At 70.7% G+C, this 18,965-nt stretch carries 18 protein-coding genes; 9 read left to right on the top strand and 9 right to left on the bottom strand.

What is annotated here, in order from left to right; translation table 11 throughout:
- Positions 1 to 51: 51 nt before the first annotated feature.
- Genes AB0F72_RS31285 through AB0F72_RS31275 form a run of 3 tightly spaced genes read right to left on the bottom strand, consistent with a single transcriptional unit; the run spans position 52 to position 3,112 of the window.
- Entirely contained in the window at positions 52 to 885 is an 834-nt protein-coding gene (locus tag AB0F72_RS31285) for a carbohydrate ABC transporter permease (RefSeq protein ID WP_360438672.1), read from the bottom strand.
- Positions 882 to 1,808, bottom strand: coding sequence for a sugar ABC transporter permease (locus AB0F72_RS31280; RefSeq protein ID WP_360438669.1), 927 nt, complete (start codon positions 1,806 to 1,808; stop codon positions 882 to 884). Before AB0F72_RS31280 ends, AB0F72_RS31285 begins: the two co-directional genes overlap by 4 nt.
- Entirely contained in the window at positions 1,808 to 3,112 is a 1,305-nt protein-coding gene (locus AB0F72_RS31275) for an extracellular solute-binding protein (protein ID WP_360438666.1), read from the bottom strand. The genes AB0F72_RS31280 and AB0F72_RS31275 overlap by 1 nt, the downstream gene beginning before the upstream one ends.
- Before the next feature lie 161 nt (positions 3,113 to 3,273).
- Between AB0F72_RS31275 and AB0F72_RS31270 the strand changes: the two genes are divergently transcribed.
- Positions 3,274 to 4,293: a LacI family DNA-binding transcriptional regulator gene (locus tag AB0F72_RS31270; protein WP_360438663.1), complete on the top strand. Its 1,020-nt coding sequence runs from the start codon at positions 3,274 to 3,276 to the stop codon at positions 4,291 to 4,293.
- Positions 4,294 to 4,306: 13 nt separating this feature from the next.
- On the opposite strand, the gene AB0F72_RS31265 is transcribed toward AB0F72_RS31270, so the two are convergent.
- Positions 4,307 to 4,894, bottom strand: coding sequence for a hypothetical protein (locus tag AB0F72_RS31265; RefSeq protein ID WP_360438660.1), 588 nt, complete (start codon positions 4,892 to 4,894; stop codon positions 4,307 to 4,309).
- 43 nt (positions 4,895 to 4,937) lie between these two features.
- On the bottom strand, positions 4,938 to 5,708 hold the full coding sequence (locus AB0F72_RS31260) for a GntR family transcriptional regulator (protein ID WP_360438657.1): 771 nt from the start codon (positions 5,706 to 5,708) through the stop codon (positions 4,938 to 4,940).
- A 133-nt stretch (positions 5,709 to 5,841) separates the two neighbouring features.
- On the opposite strand from AB0F72_RS31260, the gene AB0F72_RS31255 reads away from it, so the two are divergent.
- Positions 5,842 to 6,030, top strand: coding sequence for a hypothetical protein (locus tag AB0F72_RS31255; RefSeq protein ID WP_360438654.1), 189 nt, complete (start codon positions 5,842 to 5,844; stop codon positions 6,028 to 6,030).
- Here the strand turns inward: AB0F72_RS31255 and AB0F72_RS31250 are convergent.
- The gene (locus AB0F72_RS31250; RefSeq protein WP_360438651.1) at positions 6,027 to 7,037 is read right to left on the bottom strand and encodes a LacI family DNA-binding transcriptional regulator; all 1,011 of its coding nucleotides are present in this window, start codon (positions 7,035 to 7,037) and stop codon (positions 6,027 to 6,029) included. The two genes, AB0F72_RS31255 and AB0F72_RS31250, sit on opposite strands and share 4 nt — an antisense overlap.
- 52 nt (positions 7,038 to 7,089) lie before the next feature.
- Between AB0F72_RS31250 and AB0F72_RS31245 the strand changes: the two genes are divergently transcribed.
- Positions 7,090 to 7,914, top strand: a complete 825-nt coding sequence (locus tag AB0F72_RS31245) for a phytanoyl-CoA dioxygenase family protein (RefSeq protein ID WP_360438648.1) — start codon at positions 7,090 to 7,092, stop codon at positions 7,912 to 7,914.
- Positions 7,915 to 8,025: 111 nt separating this feature from the next.
- On the opposite strand, the gene AB0F72_RS31240 is transcribed toward AB0F72_RS31245, so the two are convergent.
- Genes AB0F72_RS31240 through AB0F72_RS31230 form a run of 3 tightly spaced genes read right to left on the bottom strand, consistent with a single transcriptional unit; the run spans position 8,026 to position 11,915 of the window.
- Positions 8,026 to 10,137 (bottom strand): TPM domain-containing protein, encoded by a 2,112-nt coding sequence (locus tag AB0F72_RS31240; RefSeq protein ID WP_360438644.1) that lies wholly within the window; start codon positions 10,135 to 10,137, stop codon positions 8,026 to 8,028.
- 22 nt (positions 10,138 to 10,159) lie between these two features.
- Positions 10,160 to 10,939, bottom strand: a complete 780-nt coding sequence (locus AB0F72_RS31235; protein WP_360438641.1) for a hypothetical protein — start codon at positions 10,937 to 10,939, stop codon at positions 10,160 to 10,162.
- Between the two features lie 4 nt (positions 10,940 to 10,943).
- Positions 10,944 to 11,915, bottom strand: a complete 972-nt coding sequence (locus tag AB0F72_RS31230; RefSeq protein WP_360438638.1) for a hypothetical protein — start codon at positions 11,913 to 11,915, stop codon at positions 10,944 to 10,946.
- A 1,227-nt stretch (positions 11,916 to 13,142) separates the two neighbouring features.
- Between AB0F72_RS31230 and AB0F72_RS31225 the strand changes: the two genes are divergently transcribed.
- From AB0F72_RS31225 to AB0F72_RS31200, 6 genes are read left to right on the top strand one after another with little or no spacing between them, the layout of a single operon-like run.
- The gene (locus AB0F72_RS31225; protein ID WP_360438635.1) at positions 13,143 to 13,823 is read left to right on the top strand and encodes a DUF1684 domain-containing protein; all 681 of its coding nucleotides are present in this window, start codon (positions 13,143 to 13,145) and stop codon (positions 13,821 to 13,823) included.
- A gap of 14 nt (positions 13,824 to 13,837) precedes the next feature.
- The gene (locus tag AB0F72_RS31220; RefSeq protein WP_360438632.1) at positions 13,838 to 15,340 is read left to right on the top strand and encodes an ABC transporter substrate-binding protein; all 1,503 of its coding nucleotides are present in this window, start codon (positions 13,838 to 13,840) and stop codon (positions 15,338 to 15,340) included.
- Entirely contained in the window at positions 15,340 to 16,296 is a 957-nt protein-coding gene (locus tag AB0F72_RS31215) for an ABC transporter permease (protein ID WP_360438629.1), read from the top strand. The genes AB0F72_RS31220 and AB0F72_RS31215 overlap by 1 nt, the downstream gene beginning before the upstream one ends.
- Positions 16,293 to 17,105, top strand: a complete 813-nt coding sequence (locus AB0F72_RS31210; RefSeq protein WP_360438626.1) for an ABC transporter permease — start codon at positions 16,293 to 16,295, stop codon at positions 17,103 to 17,105. Before AB0F72_RS31215 ends, AB0F72_RS31210 begins: the two co-directional genes overlap by 4 nt.
- The gene (locus AB0F72_RS31205; protein ID WP_360438623.1) at positions 17,102 to 17,887 is read left to right on the top strand and encodes an ABC transporter ATP-binding protein; all 786 of its coding nucleotides are present in this window, start codon (positions 17,102 to 17,104) and stop codon (positions 17,885 to 17,887) included. Before AB0F72_RS31210 ends, AB0F72_RS31205 begins: the two co-directional genes overlap by 4 nt.
- Positions 17,880 to 18,638, top strand: a complete 759-nt coding sequence (locus tag AB0F72_RS31200) for an ABC transporter ATP-binding protein (protein WP_360438620.1) — start codon at positions 17,880 to 17,882, stop codon at positions 18,636 to 18,638. Before AB0F72_RS31205 ends, AB0F72_RS31200 begins: the two co-directional genes overlap by 8 nt.
- Positions 18,639 to 18,965: the final 327 nt, after the last annotated feature.

Raw genomic sequence — 18,965 nt, 5'->3', positions numbered from 1 at the left:
GCCTTTCAGCCTGTGAAGAATCAGCCTTTGACGAAACAGCCTTTGACGGGATCAGCCTTTGACGGAGCCGGCGACCATTCCCGAGACGATCTGCCGCTGGAAGACCATGAACATGATCAGCGGCGGGACGGTGACCAGCAGAATGTCCATGAACAGCAGGTTGTAGGCATTGGTGTACTGGCCCTGGAAGTTGAAGAGCGTGAGCTGCACGGTGGCGTTCTCGTCGCCGGGCAGGAAGTACAGCGGGCTGGCGAAGTCGTTCCAGATGAACACCGACTGCACGACCACGACGGTCACGATGATCGGCCGCAGCAGCGGGAACACCACCCGGAAGAAGAGGCTGACCGGGCCGGCGCCGTCGATCGTGGCGGCCTCGTCCAGCTCACGCGGCACGCTGGCGAGGAACGCCTGGAAGAGCAGGACACAGAAGGCCATCGCGTACGCGATCTCGACCAGGATCAGCCCCGGCATGGTCTTGAACAGTCCGGTCCGCTGCAGCACCCAGATCGTCGGCACGACGGCAGGCGGGATGACCAGTCCGGAAAGGATCACCAGGTTGAGTCCGCTGGTCCACCGGCTCTTGCGGCGCTGCAGGACGAACGCTGCCATCGCCGCCAGGATCACCACGACCGCGACGCTGACCACCGTGAGGATCGTGCTGTTGACGAACGCGATGATCAGCAGGTAGTCGCGGGCCTGGATCACCTCCTGGAAGTTCTGGATGATCGCCCACTGGGACGGCCAGGAGAACTGCAGGAGCGCCGATTCCTGCTGCGTCTTCGCGGCGGTCAGCAGGATGAACGCGAACGGCACGAGAAAGACGACGGCGAAAAGTACGATCGACAGCGCGCTGAGGCCGTAGTGCGGCCGGGTCCGGGTGCTCACCGCGCCTCCTCCCTGCGGTTGAAGAACCAGAACAACGGCAGCACGAGCACGATCACCAGCAGGAACAGCACGACGTTGCCGGCCGTGGACAGTCCGTAGAAGCCGGCCTGGTACTGCTTGTAGACGACCGACGCCATCACGTCCGAGGTGAAACCGGGCCCGCCCTTGGTCATCGCCCAGATCAGGTCGAACTTCCGCAGGCCGCCGATGAGCGACAGGATGATCACGGAGATGGTGGCCGGTTTCGCGAGCGGCAGCGTGACGTGCCGGAAGCGGTGCCAGGCGCCGGCCCCGTCCACCTTCGCCGCCTCGAAGTACTCGCCGGGGATGGAGAGGATGCCGGCCATGTAGATCACGGTGGCCAGGCCGACGCCCTGCCAGACGTCGACCAGCGCCACCGACAGCAGCGCCCAGTTCGGATCCACCAGCCAGGCCGGCCCGGCGACGCCGATCAGGTCGAGCGCCTGGTTGATCACGCCCTTGGTGGGGTGCATCAGCACCTGGAAGGTCAGCCCGACGCCGATCGTGCTGACCAGCACCGGGAAGAACGCCACCGAGCGCAGGAAGCCGCGTCCGATGATCGGCCCGGTCAGCAGCACCGCGAGGGCCATCCCGAGGACCACCTTCAGTCCCGAGGTGACGCCGGCGTAGACGACGGTGTGCCACAGGCCGGAGGCGAGCGCCGGTTCCCGGAAGAACTGCGCGTAGTTGTCGAGGCCGATGAACTCCTGGTCGAACAGCGTCCACCGGGTGAGGCTGAAGTAGAACGCCATCACCGACGGCACCAGGAAGAAGACGGCGAAGATCAGACCGCCGGGTACGAGGAACCAGTACGGGTAGGGACTCTTCCGGGTTTGCCGGCGGCCGCTTCCCGGCGGGTCCTCGGTCCGGGAAGCGGCGTGCGCCGGGGCGACGGTAGCCATTACCAGCCCTGGAGCCCGAGCTGCTGCGCCTGCTTCTTGACGTCCTCGTCGTAGAGCTTCGCGCCGTCGGTCGCGGGCCGGATGCCGGAGCCGACCTCGACGGTGATCTGCTCCAGCGCCGGCCCCTTGATCGGCGAGAGGAACTCGAGCGCCGGGGTGGCCGCGCCGGCCTCGACGTACGCGCTCAGGTGCTTGACCGCGGTGGCGACGGTGTCCGGCAGCTCGCAGGTCTTGACCACGAACGGCCCGCCGACCGGCGCGGCGCTCGCGTTGGCGGCGCAGCCCTCCGGCGAGGCGACGAACGCCTGGAACTTCTTGGCGGCGGTGAGCCGGTCGCCCTCGGTGCTCTTCGGGATGTAGATGCCCGACGGCTCCCACAGGGTGACACCGGCCTTGCTCGCGTCGGTGCCGGGCATCGCGAAGAATCCGACGTCGTCGACGTTGTCGGGGGCGGCCGTGGAGAGCGCCGGCACCGCGAAGGTGATCATCGGGTAGTGGCCGGCCTTGCCGGTGGCCACCGCGTTCAGCCCCTCGTTGTACTTGGCGGAGGCGTAGTCGTCGTTCCAGTACCCGGCCTTCTTCAGCTCTTCCAGATGCTGGAAGCCGGCCAGCGCGGCGGGCGTGGTGGCGAACTTGGCCTGGTTGTTCGTGTACTTCTCGGCGAAGCCGGGGCTGGCGGTCTCGACGTTGTGGTAGTCGGCGAGCACCAGCACCTGCGAGGTCCAGGTCTCGCTGTAGGTCTGCTCGACCGGCGCCACACCGGCCGCCTTGATCGTGGCGTTGTTGGCCATGAACTCGGCCCAGGTCTTGGGCACCCGCAGGCCGAGCCTGTCGTAGAGCGGGATGTTGTAGAGCATGCCGCCGCCGACCACGCCGCCCCACGGCGAGCCGTAGACGTCGGAGCCGGTCGTGACGACCTGCTTGAAGATCGGATCGAGGTCACCGACCCAGGCCTCGCCGGTGACCGGCGTGAGGTTGGTCTGCGGCGCGATGGCCTGCAGCAGCGAGCCCGAGTTGTACTCGAAGACGTCGGCCATGTCCCCGGTGGCGAGGCGGGTCTTGACCAGGTTGTCGCCTTCGCTGCCCTGCGGGCGGGTGTCCAGTTCGACGTCGACGTCGGTGTGCTTGGCCTCGAACGCCGCGATGACCGCCTCGGCCACCTTGACGTTGGCGGGGTCGTTGTTGGTCAGGAAGGTGATCGCGGTCTTGCCGCCTGTCTCGTCGTCGCTCGAGCCCAGGGAGCCCGCGCTGCAGGCCGACAGGCAACACAGCGCGCCGGCCAGCAGTGCCGCACCGAATCTCATATGAACCTCCGGTTTCGGACATGTGTGTAGATCGGTCTCCGGGTGTAACAGCCGTCACAGTAGACCGGTCTACAAGGGCCGCACAAGACGCCGCGCGAAACGTTTCAAGCCTCGCCGAGGCCGCTGCTCAGCGCGATGGAGAACGGTCTACAGTGAGGCGCATGTCGATCAGGAAGGGCCGGTCGGCCACGATCAGCGACGTGGCCGAGAGTGCGGGCGTGTCCCGCGCCGCGGTGTCGAAGGTGATCCGCAACGCCTACGGGGTCAGCCCTGGCATGCGGGAGCGGGTCGAGGACGCCATCGCGCGGCTCGGTTACCGGCCCAGCGTGGCCGCGCGGGCGCTGCGCGGCTCCAGTTACCGCCTCGGCCTGGAGACGCCGCACGTCAACGCGCGATTCATGACCCAGATCGTCGAGGGCGCCAAGCGGGCCGTGACCGGCACCCCGTACCAGATAATCCTGGCCCCGGCCGACGGCCCGGAGTACGGCACCCTCGAGTCCCTGGCCGACGGCCTCGTCGACGGCATCATCGCCGTCTCGCCCCTGGTCGACCAGGCCTGGCTGGAAGACCTGGCCAAGCGGGTGCCGGTGGTCATGCTCGGCCGCCACGACACCCCTCGGGGATACGACACGGTGATCGGCGACGACCACGCCGGCGCGCGTGCTGTGATGCGGCACCTGCTCGGCCTCGGCCACCGCCGGATCGCGCACCTGACCGAGCCGGAACCGGTGACCGCGCCCGGCAGCGGCACCCCGCACGCGATCCGCCTCGAGGTCTACCGCGCGTGCATGACCGAGGCCGGCCTGACCGGCCACATCCAGATCGCCCGCCGCACGGCGAACGCCGCCAGCGCGCAGTCAGCGGCGGCCGAGCTGCTGGCCCGCCCCGACCCGCCGACCGCCATCTTCGCCGGCCACGACGACATGGCCGTCGACGCCCTCGCGGCCGCCGCCCGGACCGCCACCGGTCGCCGCGTGGCGATCGCCGGTTACGACAACACCGACCTGGCCGCCCACCCGCTGATCGACCTAACCTCGGTCGACCAGCAGGGCGTCGAGATGGGCGCCCAGGCGGCGACGATGCTCCTCGAACGCCTGCAGGGCCGCACCGAGCCCCGCAGCTACGTGGCCACCACCGAACTGCGGATCCGCGCCTCGACCACCGCCGCCGCCCTCGGCTGAGCGCCACGCCCGATCAGGTACGGACGGTCCGCGGCCGCCGCTTCGGCAGAGTCGTGCCCAGCGGCGGCGGGGTTCGCCCCGGTCTGCGGTCCACGGCGCTGTTCATCTCGTCCTGCAGGCGCCGCAGCCAGCTCTTCATGTCGTCGAACTCGTACTCCTCCAGCCCGACCAGATCAAGATCGAGGCGCAACGACCGGAGCGACATGTTGCGGAACTCGTACAGTTCCTTCGGCCTCTCACCGGTGCGATGCCAGTTCCTGCACATGATCCGGAGGCCGAGGACGGCGCCTCGGGAGGTCGAGCTCGCGGACATCCCGCCGGCCGAGTAGAGCCAGTCGTTCAAGCAATGAGCGACCTCGTCGGCAGTCTCCGCGGTGGCGGGCTCGGCGCTCCCGTGCGACAGCGCCCGCATCGCGTCGAAGACCGCGGGATAGGAATCCAGTCGCCGTTTGTACAGCTCGAGATTCCACGCCATCTTGGTGTCGACGATCCACTTGCTCTTCTCGCGGCGGAACTGGAGCAACGCGATCGCACCGCTCGCCAGGCCGACGGCGAGGGCGACCAATCCGGACACCAGCGCGGCGATCACAGGAACGGGCACAGGTCGAGTGACCTCCCGTTCTGCTCCCGCGTCAACCCCTGAGTCAGGTCTCCGACCAGCGGCGCTCGAAGACGATTTTGTGCCGGTCGCCGGGGAGGATGTTGACGGTGCACCGCACCGGCCGGCCGCCGGCGGTGTACCCGGTGTCGTAGTGCACCGCGACCGGGGTGCCCGGGCCGAGACCGAGGCGGTGGATCTCGTCCGGCGTGGGCATCCGGATGAAGATCTCGTCGATGGCGCGGTCCTGCCCGTGGCCGAGATCGGTCAGCACCTGGTCGCTACCGCGCGGAATGTAGGCCGGAGACATGATCTCGGAGTCCTTGACGAGCTCCAGCGGGAAGTGCGAGTCGTTGATGTTCGTCGGCTCGCCGTTGATGAACCGCACCCGCCGCCGGGCCACGATCGTCGCGCCGGCCGCCACCCCGAGCCGCTCGGCCAGGTCGGGTGTCGCCTGCACGAGCGACACCTCGATGCGCTGACTGGGCACCCGCCCCTCGTCGGCGATCTGCTGAGAGAACCGGTCCATCTCCGGGACGGCCGGCCGGGGGCGGGACCTCTCCTGCGGCCGGTAGACCATGTGCTCCCGCTGCCGGACGAAGTAGCCACGCGGACGCCGCGCGACGATCAGCCCTTCGGTGACGAGCAGGCTGAGCCCGGTCCGGACGGTCTGCCGCGCCACGGCGAACTCGTCGGCGATCGCGTGCTCGGTGGGTAGCTGGTCACCGGCGCGCAGCTCCCCCGAGGCGATCTTGCTCCGGTACGCCGCGGCGATCCGCTGGTACGCGGGCGCGCCGCGACTGCCCTGTGCCTCCACCGCTCGGCCACCTCCGTGCCAAAGTCTAGTCAATCCAAACATTGCTCATTGACGATGCCGCGGAACGCTGGCAGCATGACGACCAGACACATTGTCTAGTCAATGCAGACATTAGCCCGGAGAGGGGCTTCCCATGGTCTCGAAAGCTCGCGTGTTGCTGGTGATGCTGGCGCTCCTCGTCCTGGCCGGTGCGGCGATCGCCCTGCTCGCCGCGGCCGGCGCCGGCGCCTTCTGGTTCCAGATCGTCCCCATCGGCATCCTGCTGATCGGCGCGTTCACCGCCCAGTCGCTCGGGCTCTTCACCAAGAAGTCGCGGGACTAGCCTCGGGTGCTGGCCCGGACCTCCAGGCGGTGCCCGACCACGATCGTGCGCGGCTCGCCCGGCTCGGTCGTGCGATCGAGACGGGCGGCGAGGCAGTCCAGCGCCGCCGTGACGATCGCGGCCTTGTCCGGGGCGATCGTGGTGAGCGGCGGATTGGCGTACCGGCCGTCCTCCACGTCGTCGAAACCGGCCACCGCGACGTCGGCCGGCACCCGTAGCCCGCGCTCGGCGGCGGCGTGCAGCGCGCCGAGGGCCAGCTGGTCGCTGAAGCAGAACACCGCGTCGACGGGCGTGCCGGCGTCGAGCAGGCCGCGCATGGCCGCCGCGCCGTCGGCCCGGTGCAGGCGCCGCACCGGCACCTCGCGGGCCGGGTCCGGCGTCAGCCCGGCCTCGGACAGCGCCTGACGGTAGCCCGCCAGCCGGCGCGCCGCCGTCGCGTTGTGCAGGTGCGGCTGCGGGCCGATTACCGCGATCCGGGTGCGGCCGAGGCCGAGCAGGTGCCGGGTCATGTCGCGGGCCGCGGCCACGTTGTCCGCCACCACGTGATCGAGCAGGCCGTCGGCGTCCTGCTCACCGAGCAGCACCAGCGGCGCGCCGCCGGGCCGCCGGCGCAGCTCCGCCGGGGACAGCGCCCAGGGACTCATGATCAGGCCGTCGACGACCTGTCCGCGTACCCCATCGAGCAGTTCCCGTTCCCGATCGGGATCCCCGCCGGTCTGCTGGACCAGCAGCATGAGCGACCGGGCGTCGGCCTCGTCGGCGAAGCGGCCGGCCAGCTCCCCGAAGTACGGCGTGGACAGTTCCGGGACCACGAGCGCGACCAGCCCGGACCGGCCGCCGCGCAGATGACGGGCGGCCGCGTTGGGCCGATAGGACAGCTCGTCGAGCGCCTGCTGCACCCGGGCCCGCGTCTCCGGAGCGACGAGCGCAAACCCGGAAACCACATTCGACACGGTACGGACGGAGACGCCGGCCCGTTCGGCGACTTCTCGCAGCGTGGCACTCATGGGTCGCAGCCTATCTCTTGCAACGTTGCATGCCACGTTGCAACATTGATTCATGACGGACATCAAAGAAGACGCCGGAACCCGGGCCCGAGACGCCATCTACACCGACGGCATCACCGCGCTGCCGGGCGCGTTCAGCACCGCCTGGGCGGACGCCATGCGCGAGGACATCGAAGCGGCCTTCGCCGAGGCCATCGCCCGTCCCGGCGGCGCCGTCGGCCGTGGCCCGAACCGTTACTACGTGGAGATCCACCCCGAGCAGCTGCGCGGCTTCACCGACCTGGTCACCCACCCGTGGGTCGACGCCGTCTGCACCGCCGTGCTCGGCCCGGACTACGAGATCGTCGAGCTCGGCTTCGACACGCCGTTCGCCGGAGCCGTCAACCAGCCGTGGCACCGCGACTTCCCGATGCCCGAGGTGACCCGCACCGAGCGCCGGCTCAACTCGCTCGCCTTCAACCTGACCGCTGTCGACACCACCGACGAGATGGGCCCGTTCGAGATCGCGCCCGGCACGCAGTTCGACGACGAGCCCGATTTCGAACACGGCATGTTCCCGCCGAAGTCCCGGTACGAGCGGTACGCGGCACGCGCCGTCCGCAAGTACCCGCAGCGCGGCGACATCTCCGCGCGCTCGGCCCTGACCATCCACCGGGGCACCGCGAACCACTCCGAGCTGTCCCGCCCGGTGCTGGTGCTCGGCGTCGACGCGCCGGACGCCGGCAACGCCGACAAGCACGCGATGGCGGTCACCGAGAGCTACTGGGCGTCGCTGCCCGAGCGGGTCCGGGCGCACCTGCACTGCCCCGTGGTGGCCGAACTGACCCCGATCGTCCAGAAGCACACCATCGAGGGCCTGGTGATGGGCGACGCCTGATCACAACCGGCCACCATTCGTTGTGATGGGCGACGCCTGATCAGAACCGGCCGCCGTTCGTTCCGGGGCCTGATCAGAACCGGCCACCGTTCGTTTCGGAGCCGTCGCCGTTCAGAACCGGCCGCCTCCGCCGCGACGCCCGCCTCCGCCACCACCCCCGCCGGTGCGGCGGGCGCGCGATCCGCTGCCACCGAACCCGCCGTGCCCCCAGCCCCCGCCGCCGCGCACCTGTCCGGAAAGGATCCCGCCCAGCACCGCCCCGGCGAGGGATCCCGCGTCGATGCCTCCGCCGCCCCAGCTCCGGACGTCCATCTGGGCCGCATGCCCGGCGGCGGCAGCGAGCTGCCGCGCCTGCGCGATCTCCGGTACGGCGGCCTGCGGTTGCGTGACAGCCAGCTGCTCCGCGAGTCCGAGGTGGCGCATCGCCTCGGAGAGCCGCACCCTGGCGTCCGGACCGACCGCGCCGCGCCGCGTGGTGACGAAGTCGTTCGCCGCGGCGACCTCGGCGCGCGCGAGCGGCAGCGTCTGCGCCAGCACGGCCCGCGCGCGGGTGTCCCGTTCCACCTGGTCACGGGCGGCCGCGAGGGCGCTGTCCAGCGCGGCGTCGGCAGCCTGCAGCCGGGCCACCACGGCGACCGGATCCGGTCGCGCCGCCGCCAGCTCGGCCCGGGCGTCGGCGACGACCCGCTCCCCACCGTCCACAGCCGCCACCAGCGAGCCGTTCTCAGCCCCGGCGCCGCCCAGTCCCCCGGCACCGCCCAGTCCTCCGCTGCCGCCCGGTCCGCCGGCGCCGCTCAGGGCCGCCCGACCGGCCGTGATCTCACCGGTGATCTCCGCGATCAGCGCCTCCGCGGCGGACCGCGCGGCCGGCAGATCCACAGCCGCCTTGCCCACCGCCGCAATCAGCTGCGCGGCCTGGTCGACAGTCTGCTCAGCCGCTCGCACCGCAAGAGCCGCTGCGGCCCGCCCGCTCACTGCCCCGCCAGCACCCGCACCGCCCGAGCCTGCACCGCCCGGGCCCGCACCGCCCGGGCCCGCACCGCCCGGGCCCGCACCGCCGGCAATTCCAACATCGGCGGGACCCGCACCCGGGCTGCCGCCGCCCACCTCGGCCGCGAGCGCCGAGCGCGCCTGGCCCAGCGCCTCCGCCGCGAACGCGAGTCGCTCCCGCGCCTGCTCCACATTGCCCGCGACCCCGGTGACCGACTCCCCGCTGTACCGCCCGGTCAGCTCCGCCACCGCACTCTCCGCAGCCGGCAGCTCGCCCTCGGCCGCGGCCCGCCGCCGATCCACCTCCGCGGCGACCTCGGCAGCCCGCCCCTCCAGGTCACGCAGCCGATCGAACGCCTCAGACTCGGCATCCAGCCGCTCGTCCGCGGCCCGGCACAGCGCGATGATCCGGGACAGCGTCTCCCGCCGGGCGGCCTCGTCCGGCGCCGGCTCCTCCTCCAGGGTCATCCGCAGCCGGAACGCCTCGGCGACGTCCCGGCGCGCCGCCGCCAAGGCCTCCTGGAACCGCCCGGTGGCCGCCGGCCCGTACTGCGCCGTCGCCAGGTCACCCTCGCGCTCACTGGCCCGCAGATCGTCGTCGAGTTCGATGAGCAACGCGTTGGCCTGCGCGGACAGGTCCTCCAGGCGGGGACCGGCGACGGGCGGCGCCACACGCCGCCGGCGACGCAGGATCACCCAGAGCACCGCCCCGGCGATGACCATCATGATCACGGCGAGCGCCCAGCCGAGGCCTCCCCCGCCACCGGCGGCCTCCTGGTACCCGGCCGCTGCGGCGATCACCGCGCCCGCCCAGTCCCCCTTCGCCAGGGCCGGCTCGATGTCCTTCTCGGCCACCTCGGCCAGCTCGCTGTCGCTGATCCCGGAGTCGTCGGGGAACGAGTAGGCGTAGGCCCGGTCCACGGTGGCGACCGCCAGCACCGCGTCGCGGTCACCCAGGCCGCTGAGCCGCGCGGTCTCATCGGTCCACTGCTGCGCGGGCACCCCGTCGAACGACTCGACGAAGACCACGAACAGCTGAATCCCGGTCTCCCGCTGCAGGTCCGCGAGCGCGTCGTCCACCCCGGCCCGGTTGTCCAGAGCATCGGCCCGGTCCACCACCTGCATCGGAAGCCGCAGCGGCGCGTCGGCCCGGGCCGGGCCCGCCCCCACGAGCAGAGCGGCCAGCAGCACCACGAGCGGCGAGATCAGCGTCCGCCAGCGCAACAACGTCACCGCTCCAACTTAAGCCCCGTCGCTAAGCCCCGCCGCTGAGCGCGCTCACCGTCACCAGCGCCATTCCCTCGGTGGGCGCGACCTCCCGGAGGGCGTCCAGGAAGATCTCGGCCATCCACGCGGCGACGTCGGGCGTCCACTCGGGCGCCCGGCAGTGGAACGCCTGCTCCCGGTTCCAGTCGCCGGGCACGAACATCTCCCCGGTCAGCTCGCCGGCCAGGCCGGGACGTGCCCGGCCCGGCTCGGCCGGCCGCACCCCGAGACGCGCTGGCCCGCGCTCGGCCGCCGCGCCGGCCAGCGCGGACGCCCTGGCCGGCAGGTCGAGGCTCATGTCCGCCGAGACCGTGACCACCAGGTCGGTGCCCGCGTCCGGGTTCGCCAAGGCGAACCAGTCCGCGGCGTCGGCGAGATCGAAGCCGATGTCGTGCGCCAGATGCATAGGTACGACGGCATGCAGTCCCGTGAAACCGAAGATCCCGACCCGGTTCACCACGTCGGTGAGCACCCGGACCCCGGGGACGACGGGGAGACGGTGCGCCCCGCCGTCACCGGGCACGCCGGCCTGCAGCCAGCACCGCTCCCGCACGTCGCCGCCGGGCGTCCAGTCGCCGCCGGCCTCATGGTGGTTCCAGCGGGGGGCCGGGGAGGACTCGAACCCGTACGCGGCGGCGCGTTTCTGCACGAGGCTGAACGCGTCGTCGTCGAGCTCGCGATCGCTGAGCCACGGGAACATCGCGAACGTCCCGTGCAGGCCCAGCATCATGGTGCCGTCCTGGTCCGCCTGCATGCCGTCGTCCCTCACCGAATCAGTTCTTGCACCACAACCGGACGGTGGGCGAGTAGTTCTTGATCGCCGGGTCGAGGTAACCGATGACGTCCACGTCGACGACGCCACGGTAGTCGCTCCAGGCGACGATTCCCTTGCACAGCTCGCGGGCTGTCACCCGGGCGGCGCTGCCACAGCCCGGCTTGACGCTCTTCTTGGCCTTGTCCAGGGTGACCCACTTGCCGCTGCGCTTGACCTGCAGCCACGTCGTCACCTCCGCCCAGGTGGCGCCGCCACCGGTCTTCTTCCAGCAGCCGTGCGTGGAGGCGGTCGGCGGCTGGGACTTGTCCCAGGTGGAGAGGTGCGGGTTGTCGATCTTCTGCTGGAACAGGCCGCCGCCCTTGGCCGCGGCCGCCATGACGTTGTAGCCGGTGGACGGCGCGGCGGTGCCGGGCTCCACGAACTCCTTGTCCTCGCTGGTGACCTCGATGCCCGTCACCGGCGTCACACCGGCGTCGATGATCACGTCGCTCGGCTCGGCGGTCGGGTGCAGGGCGAGCTCGAACAGGTCACCGGCGTTCGAGCCGGTGTTCGACGGGCGCAGCACGTTGTCGCTGCCCATCAGCGCCGGGCCGGCGTACAGATAGGTGGGTGAGCCGTCCTCGCCGGGCACGCTGATCACCAGCGGGACGAAACCGTTCGCGTCCTTGCTGGCCTGGACGATCTCCGGGAAGCCGATCCAGGTCTGGAAGGAGCCGTCGGCCCAGGTCCATCCCCAGCCCACCTCGGTGACCGGGATGACGGTGCCGTCCGAGGCCGCGCCGGTCTCGATCCCGACGGTGACGACGACGTCGGTCAGCGGCGTCCCGTCCGCCTTCTTCACGACGCCGTTCAACACCAGATCGGCGGCGTCCGCGGCGTGCGCGGCCGCCGGCACGGCCGTCACGATGGTCAGTGCGGACAGCATGATGACGGCCCAGCGTCGCGCCAGGCCGTAGAGCTTGTGAGACAAGCGTTCCCCCGATATTGATGGCTGTGTCTCCGGCACGGATCTCGTGACGAGAGCCGGAGACCGGATAGCGCATTGTTGATCTTGAAACCGTGCCAGGTCAAACGGGACATCTCGATGCGATGCTTATGAATGGTGCGATTTGCCCGCGGAGTCAGGGAGCCTCATGCCCGCGTCACGCCGGTGAGGACCGCGGCACACCAAGGCGAGCGGCGGGTTGAGCGCTCACCGAAGCGCGGCGGGTCGGGGTGGGCGCTCACCGAAGCGGTGCGTGCGGGGTGGGCGCTCACCGAAGCGGTGCGTGCGGGGTGGGCGCTCACCGAAGCGGTGCGTGCGCTCGCATCCCCGCCCTGGCGTGGATGCGAGCGCTGACGACCAGCTGGACCAGCTGGACCAGCTGGTCGTCAGCGCGCTCGGCCGCGGCAATGTTCCCGAGGCGCGTCATCACCGCTGCAGTGCCAGCCGACAACCAGGGCCGGGCCGCCCGTCAGCACGAACCGTTGTCACCCAGCGTGCCGACATCCGCGGTAAACGTCGCGCTGCGCGGAAACCCGCGGACGCCCCAGGCCCCACAGGATGACGAAAACCCCGAGCGCTCCACGGTCAACGGCGACCGACCGTGACGCGCGACCGCATCGGCCGGCGAGCCGTAGCCCGGGCATGTTTCTCGGGCCGGGAACGTGCGTTGGCTACGGCTCAGGTCGGTCAGCCGTAGTTCTCGCAGGTTTGTGGGCCCGGGTTCCTGCGTTGGCTACGGCTCGGGGCAGTGAGCCGTAGTTCAGGCAGGTTTGTAGGGCCGGTAGCTGCACTGGCTACGGCTCGGGCCCGTGAGCCGTAGTTCAGGCAGGTTTGTAAAGCGGGGAAGGTGCGTGGACTACGGCTCGGGTCGGTCAGCCGTAGTTCAGGCAGGTTCTTGGGGAACGTGCTACGGCTACGGGTGAGGCCGGCGGCTGAGGCCTCTGGGACTGTGGCCGCGAGGGCCGGGGCTTGCGGGCCTGGCGTGGATGAGCTGGAACTATGGACCGGCGGGTATCAGCCGACAGGGTCAGCGCCCAGCGCCAGCCGGACCAGCCGGCCGCCAGCGCCACGCCGGCGGCCTGGTGTGATCACCACGACAATCGACAGGCTTCGGTGCGCCGGCGGCCCGGTGTGATCACCGTGACAATGGCTGGTAAACCTACTTGAGTTGTAGGGTTACGGCAGCCGTTGTCAAGATCATTGTGGGGCGACATGTCCGAGAACACTCCAGCTCAGCAGCACGCCGCGTGGCGAGAGGAACGCCAGCGCGCGGTGACCTCGCCCACCGGGAACCTGGCGCTGGTCGAGACCCGCTGGGGTGCGGACGACCCGGCGGCGGCGCTTGCCGGGCAGCCTGCCACGGTCACCGCGACCCGCCTGTCGCGCCGGAATCCGCTGACCGGGGCCGAGGAGCGCGGCGTGCGGCTGTGGGACGCCGCCTCGCCCGCGATCAAGAGCTTCGAGCGCATCGACACCTACCCGTACGACCCGGCGTGGGTGCTGGAGGCGCGGTACACGGACGTGTCCGATGATCGCCGGGTGCCGTTCCAGCACGCGCAGGACGCCGGCTTCACGCGTGACCTGCCGGTCCCCGGTGATCTGCACCTCACGCTGGACGGCCGGGACTACACGCTGAGCGCGTTCGACGACGACGGCCGGCTGCTGCTCGTCTTCGGCGACCCCACCAACGGTACGGAGACGTACGGCGCCGGCCGTTTCCTCTTCGTCGACCGGGAGCCCGGCCAGGACCGTGTCGTCCTCGACCTCAACCGCGCGTTCGTGCCGCCGTGCGGGTTCTCCGAGCACTACAACTGCCCGATGCCGCCCCCGCAGAACCGGCTCCACCTGCCGGTCCGCGCCGGCGAGAAGCTCGCTGTGTTACGCCCCCTCTGAACCGGAGATCCACCGTGAAAAGGCTTTTATCCACCCTCACCGCGCTCGCCCTGGTCGGCTCGCTCGCCGCCTGCGGCAGCGATGACGACACCGGTTCGACCGGTGGCGGCGACAGCGGCAAGGCGATCATCCAGGTGGGCTCGGTCTACGAGCCGCAGAACCTGGACAACACCGCCGGCGGCGGGCAGGGCGTCACCGAGGCGCTCAACGGCAATGTGTACGAGGGCCTGTTCCGTCTCACCGACACCGGCGCGGTCGAGCCGCTGCTGGCCAAGGACCAGAAGGTCAGCGACGACGGCCTGACCTACACGTTCACCCTGCAGCCGAACGTCAAGTTCCACTCCGGCAAGGCGCTGACCTCGGCCGACGTCAAGGCGAGCATCGAGCGGGTCACCGCGGAGAACTCGAAGTCGGCCCGCAAGAGCAACCTCGCGGTGATCAAGTCGATCGCCACGCCGGACGACGCGACAGTGGCGATCACGCTGAGCAGCCGGTCGATCTCGTTCGTCTACAACCTGAGCTACATCTGGATCGTCAACGCGGCGGCGACCGACCTCACCACCACGGCCGACGGCACCGGCCCCTACAAGCTCGGCGCGTGGAAGCGCGGCTCGACCCTGAGCCTGGACAAGTTCGACGGCTACTGGGGCACCCCCGCGAAGAACGCAGGTGTGGTGTTCCACTACTTCACCGACGCCACCGCGCTCAACAACGCGCTGCTCACCAACGCGGTCGACATCGTCACCAGCGAGCAGAGCCCGGACGCCCTCGCGCAGTTCTCCGGCAACAGCAACTACAAGGTCAACGACGGGAAGTCGACGACCAAGCTGCTGCTCGCGTTCAACGACAAGGCCGCCCCGTTCGACAAGGTCGCCGTGCGGCAGGCGTTCAGCCAGGCGATCGACGACAAGAAGCTGCTCACCTCGATCTGGGGCGAGTACGGCACCACGATCGGCTCGATGGTCCCGCCGAGCGACCCCTGGTACGAGGACCTGACCTCGGTGAACGCCTACAACGTGGAGAACGCCAAGAAGCTGCTGGCGAGCGCCGGGCTGCCGAACGGGTTCACCTTCACGCTGGACACCCCGAGTTACGACCCGCACCCGACCGCCGCCACCTTCATCAAGTCGGAGCTGGCCAAGGTCGGCATCACGGTGAACATCAACACCATCACCGCCGACGAGTGGTACACGAAGGTGTACCAGAAGCGGGACTTCACCGCGACGCTCCAGGAGCACGTCAACGATCGTGACGTGGTCTGGTACGGCAACCCCGACTTCTACTGGGGCTACGACAACCCGCAGGTCACCGACCTGATCAACAAGGCCGAGCAGGCGAAGACCGCCGACGAGCAGACCACCCTGCTCAAGCAGGCCAACAAGATCATCGCGGACGAGGCGGCCAGCGACTGGCTCTACCTCTACCCGCAGATCGTGGTCGCCTCCACGAAGCTCACCGGGTACCCGGTCAACGGCCTCAACGCGCAGTTCTTCGCGTACGGGATCGTCAAGAGCTGATGACCCGCTACCTGCTGCGGCGGACGGCGATCCTGATCGGGTCGCTGTTCGCCGCGGCAGTGGTGCTGTTCGTGCTGCTCCGGCTCCTGCCGGGCGACCCGGCCAACGCCCTGCTCCCGGTCGGCGCGACCCCGGAACAGATCGAGGCCGCTCAGCGGGAGCTCGGCACGGACGCCCCACTGCTGTCCCAATTCCTCACCTGGCTCGGGCACGTGTTCACCCTCGACCTGGGCAACTCGCTGATCAGCACGCTGCCGGTCGGCGAGGAGATCGCCGCCCGGCTGCCGGTCACGATCCCGCTGACCCTGGCCGCGTTCGCCCTCGCCGTGCTGATCGCCGTGCCGGTCGGCGCGCTCGCGGCGGCGCGCGCCGACCGCTGGTACGGCCCGGTCATCAACGCGGTCGCCCAGCTCGGCATCGCCGTGCCGGCCTTCTGGGTGGGCCTGCTGCTGATCACCGTGTTCGCACTGCAGCTCGGCGTGCTGCCGGCCGGCGGATTCCCGCCGGACGGCTGGGCCGACCCGGCGGCCGCGATCGAGGCGCTGGTCCTTCCGGTCGTGACGGTCGCCCTGGTCATGTCGGCCAGCCTCATCCGGTACGTGCGGAGCGCCACCCTGGACGTCCTCGGAGCGGACTATCTGCGGACCGCCCGCGCGCTCGGGGCCACCCCGGCGCAGGCCATGTGGCGGCACGGGCTGCGCAACGCCGCCGTACCGGTGATCGCCGTGCTCGCCATGGAGCTCGCCACCACGTTCCTCGGCGCGGTCGTGGTGGAGAGCGTCTTCGCCCTGCCCGGCCTCGGCAGCATGCTGGTCCGCGGCATCAGCCAGCACGACTACCCGGTGATCCAGGGCGTCATGCTGGTCAGCACGGCGACCGTGCTGGTCGTCGGCTTCCTCGGCGACCTCGCGCAGCGGCTCGTCGACCCCCGGCTGCTGCACCGGGCCGCGTCATGAGCCGCCGGCGCTTCCTGCACCTGGCGGTCGGGCTGACGCTCGTCCTGGTCGTCGCGGGCGCTGTCGTTCTCTCGTACTTCTGGCTGCCGTTCGCCCCGGACGACACCTCCGGCGGCCGTCTCGCGCCGCCCGGCGGCGACCACCTGCTCGGCACCGACAAGCTCGGCCGCGACCTCTTCACCCAGCTGCTGATCGGCGGGCGGATCGCGATCGGCACCGCGCTCGGCGCGGCGGCCCTCGGCGGGGTGCTCGGCGTCACCTTCGGCCTGCTCGCCGGCTTCGCGACCCGCTGGCTCGACGACGCCGCGGCGGTCCTGCTCGACATCCTGATCGCGTTCCCGACGCTGCTGCTGGCGATGCTGATCGTGGCCGGCGCCGGCGCCTCCCTCGGCACCGCCGTGGTCGCGATCGGCCTGGCCATGGCCGCGGTCGTGGCCCGGCTGACCCGGGTGCTGGTCAAGCAGATCCTGGCCCGTGACTACATCACCGCCGCACGGGTGGCCGGCATCTCCTGGCCGGGCATCGTGGTCAGTCATGTGCTGCCGAACATCGCGCCGACCGTACTGGTGAATCTCGCTCTTCAGGCGGGGCTCGCGGTCCTGGCCGAGGCGAGCCTCTCCTACCTGGGCCTCGGCACGCCGCCGCCGAACGCGTCCTGGGGGCGGATGCTCTACGAGGCGCAGGCGACCGTGCTGACCGCGCCGGCCGGGGCGCTGGCCCCCGGCATCGCCCTGCTCGTGCTGGTGATCGGCGTGAACCTGACCGCCGACGGGCTGCGCGACGTCCTCTCCGTGAAGGGATCGCGATGACCCTGCTCTCGGTGGACCGGCTCTCCGTCACCGACCGCGCCGGTCACGTGCTCGTCGACGACGTGTCGTTCCGGGTCGCGGCCGGCGACCGCACCGGGCTGATCGGCGAATCCGGGTCCGGCAAGTCGCTGACCGCGCTGGCCGTCCTCGGCCTGCTGCCCCGCGGCCTCACCGCGACCGGCTCGGTCTCCCTCGACGGGGCCGACATGATCCGGGCGCCGCGCGGGCACGGCGACGTCGCCGCCGTCGTCTTCCAGGAGCCGCTGACCGCGCTCGACCCGCTGATGACCGCGGGCCGGCAGATCGCCGGGCCGATCCGCCGGTTCCGCGCCCTGCGCGGCGACGCCCTGCGCGACGCCGTCCGGGAGGCCCTCGACGCCGTCCGGCTGACCGACACCGATCGGATCGCCCGCTCCTACCCGCACCAACTCTCCGGCGGGCAGCGGCAACGCGTCGCCATCGCGATGGCGATCGCCTGCCGGCCCCGGCTGCTGATCGCGGACGAGCCGACCACCGCGCTCGACGTCACCGTGCAGGCCGAGATCCTGGACCTGCTCGACCGGATCGTGACCGAGAACGACACCGCGCTGCTGTTCATCACCCACGATCTGCCGGTGGCCGCGCGCGTCGTCCGCGACACCCACGTGCTGCAATCGGGGCGCGTCGTGGAATCGGGACCGATCACGTCGCTCGTGACGGCGCCGCAGCATCCGTACACCCGCACGCTCGTCGAGAGCGCTCGCCGCTTCGACGCCGCTTTGGAACGGACCGGCCGTGACTGATGTGATCCTGTCCGCCTCCGGCGTCGGTTTCGCCTACCGCTCCGGTTCTCCCGTCCTCACCGACGTGTCGCTCGACGTCCATCCCGGCCGCAACGTCGCCCTCGTCGGCGAGTCCGGCGCCGGCAAGACCACGCTGCTGCGGATCCTGCTCGGACTGGCCCGGCCCACGTCCGGCACGTTGCTGTTCGAGGGCGCGCCGCTGACCCGCCAGGGGTTGCGCGCGTACCGGCGGGCGGTCCAGGCCGTCTTCCAGGATCCCTACTCGTCGCTGGACCCGCGCCACCGCATCGGGCGCATCGTCGCCGAACCCCTGCGCGGCCTCGGCCTCGGCGCCGACCCGGAGCGGGTGGCGGCGGCGCTGGACGCGGTCGGCCTGCCGGCCGACACCGCGAGCCGCTATCCGCACGAGTTCTCCGGCGGGCAGCGCCAGCGCATCGCCATCGCCCGGGCCATCGTCGGAAACCCGCGGTTGCTTCTGGCGGACGAGCCGGTGAGCGCTCTCGACCTGACCACCCGGGTACGCATCGTCGACCTGCTCGCGTCGTTGTGCGCCGAACGGGACCTGACGATCCTGCTGGTCTCCCATGATCTCGGGGTGGTGGCGGAGCTGTGCCAGCACACCGCGGTGCTGGAGCGGGGGCGGCTCGTCGAGCAGGGGGACACGGCGGGGGTGCTCGGGGCGCCGTCACACCCGTACACCCGGAAGTTGCTCGCCAGCGTGCCCCGGCTGCCGCCGGCAGCGACGGCGTGATCCGCGCGCGGCTGGCTCTCAGCGTTCTCACCGACACTTCGGGACAGCCATGACCCTGCTGGTTGATTGAGGAACACGCCTACCTGCGGAAACGTGGGCACGGCCGCCGCTGACCATTCGCTAAGCCGCCCCGGGGCCGGCGGAGCGTAGGCCAGAGCGGCATCCCAGCGTGATGACATGCCTGAACTACGGCCCGGCGACGCGAACATGTGTCGGCTACGGCCGGGCGACGCGCAATGCCACTTAGCTTAAGTTGATCTTGCTGGTTGGCGGGTTACGGGATAGAAGCGGATCGTTGCTGGTCCGGGGTGGCGGGTGCTGGCGGGT

The sequence above is a fragment of the Actinoplanes sp. NPDC023936 genome (genome assembly GCF_040639325.1).
Classification (GTDB): Bacteria; Actinomycetota; Actinomycetes; order Mycobacteriales; family Micromonosporaceae; genus Actinoplanes.
The sequence above is the reverse complement of the archived record's forward strand: the minus strand, read 5'-3'. Positions and strand labels throughout refer to the sequence as shown.

What these genes read in the sequence shown, in the direction of transcription:
- AB0F72_RS31250 (WP_360438651.1), bottom strand. Translation starts at nt 7,037, where the DNA reads ATGAGTGCCACGCTGCGAGAAGTCGCCGAACGGGCCGGCGTCTCCGTC.
- AB0F72_RS31210 (WP_360438626.1), top strand. Translation starts at nt 16,293, where the DNA reads ATGAGCCGCCGGCGCTTCCTGCACCTGGCGGTCGGGCTGACGCTCGTC.
- AB0F72_RS31280 (WP_360438669.1), bottom strand. Translation starts at nt 1,808, where the DNA reads ATGGCTACCGTCGCCCCGGCGCACGCCGCTTCCCGGACCGAGGACCCG.
- AB0F72_RS31205 (WP_360438623.1), top strand. Translation starts at nt 17,102, where the DNA reads ATGACCCTGCTCTCGGTGGACCGGCTCTCCGTCACCGACCGCGCCGGT.
- AB0F72_RS31255 (WP_360438654.1), top strand. Translation starts at nt 5,842, where the DNA reads ATGGTCTCGAAAGCTCGCGTGTTGCTGGTGATGCTGGCGCTCCTCGTC.
- AB0F72_RS31215 (WP_360438629.1), top strand. Translation starts at nt 15,340, where the DNA reads ATGACCCGCTACCTGCTGCGGCGGACGGCGATCCTGATCGGGTCGCTG.
- AB0F72_RS31225 (WP_360438635.1), top strand. Translation starts at nt 13,143, where the DNA reads ATGTCCGAGAACACTCCAGCTCAGCAGCACGCCGCGTGGCGAGAGGAA.
- AB0F72_RS31275 (WP_360438666.1), bottom strand. Translation starts at nt 3,112, where the DNA reads ATGAGATTCGGTGCGGCACTGCTGGCCGGCGCGCTGTGTTGCCTGTCG.
- AB0F72_RS31245 (WP_360438648.1), top strand. Translation starts at nt 7,090, where the DNA reads ATGACGGACATCAAAGAAGACGCCGGAACCCGGGCCCGAGACGCCATC.
- AB0F72_RS31270 (WP_360438663.1), top strand. Translation starts at nt 3,274, where the DNA reads ATGTCGATCAGGAAGGGCCGGTCGGCCACGATCAGCGACGTGGCCGAG.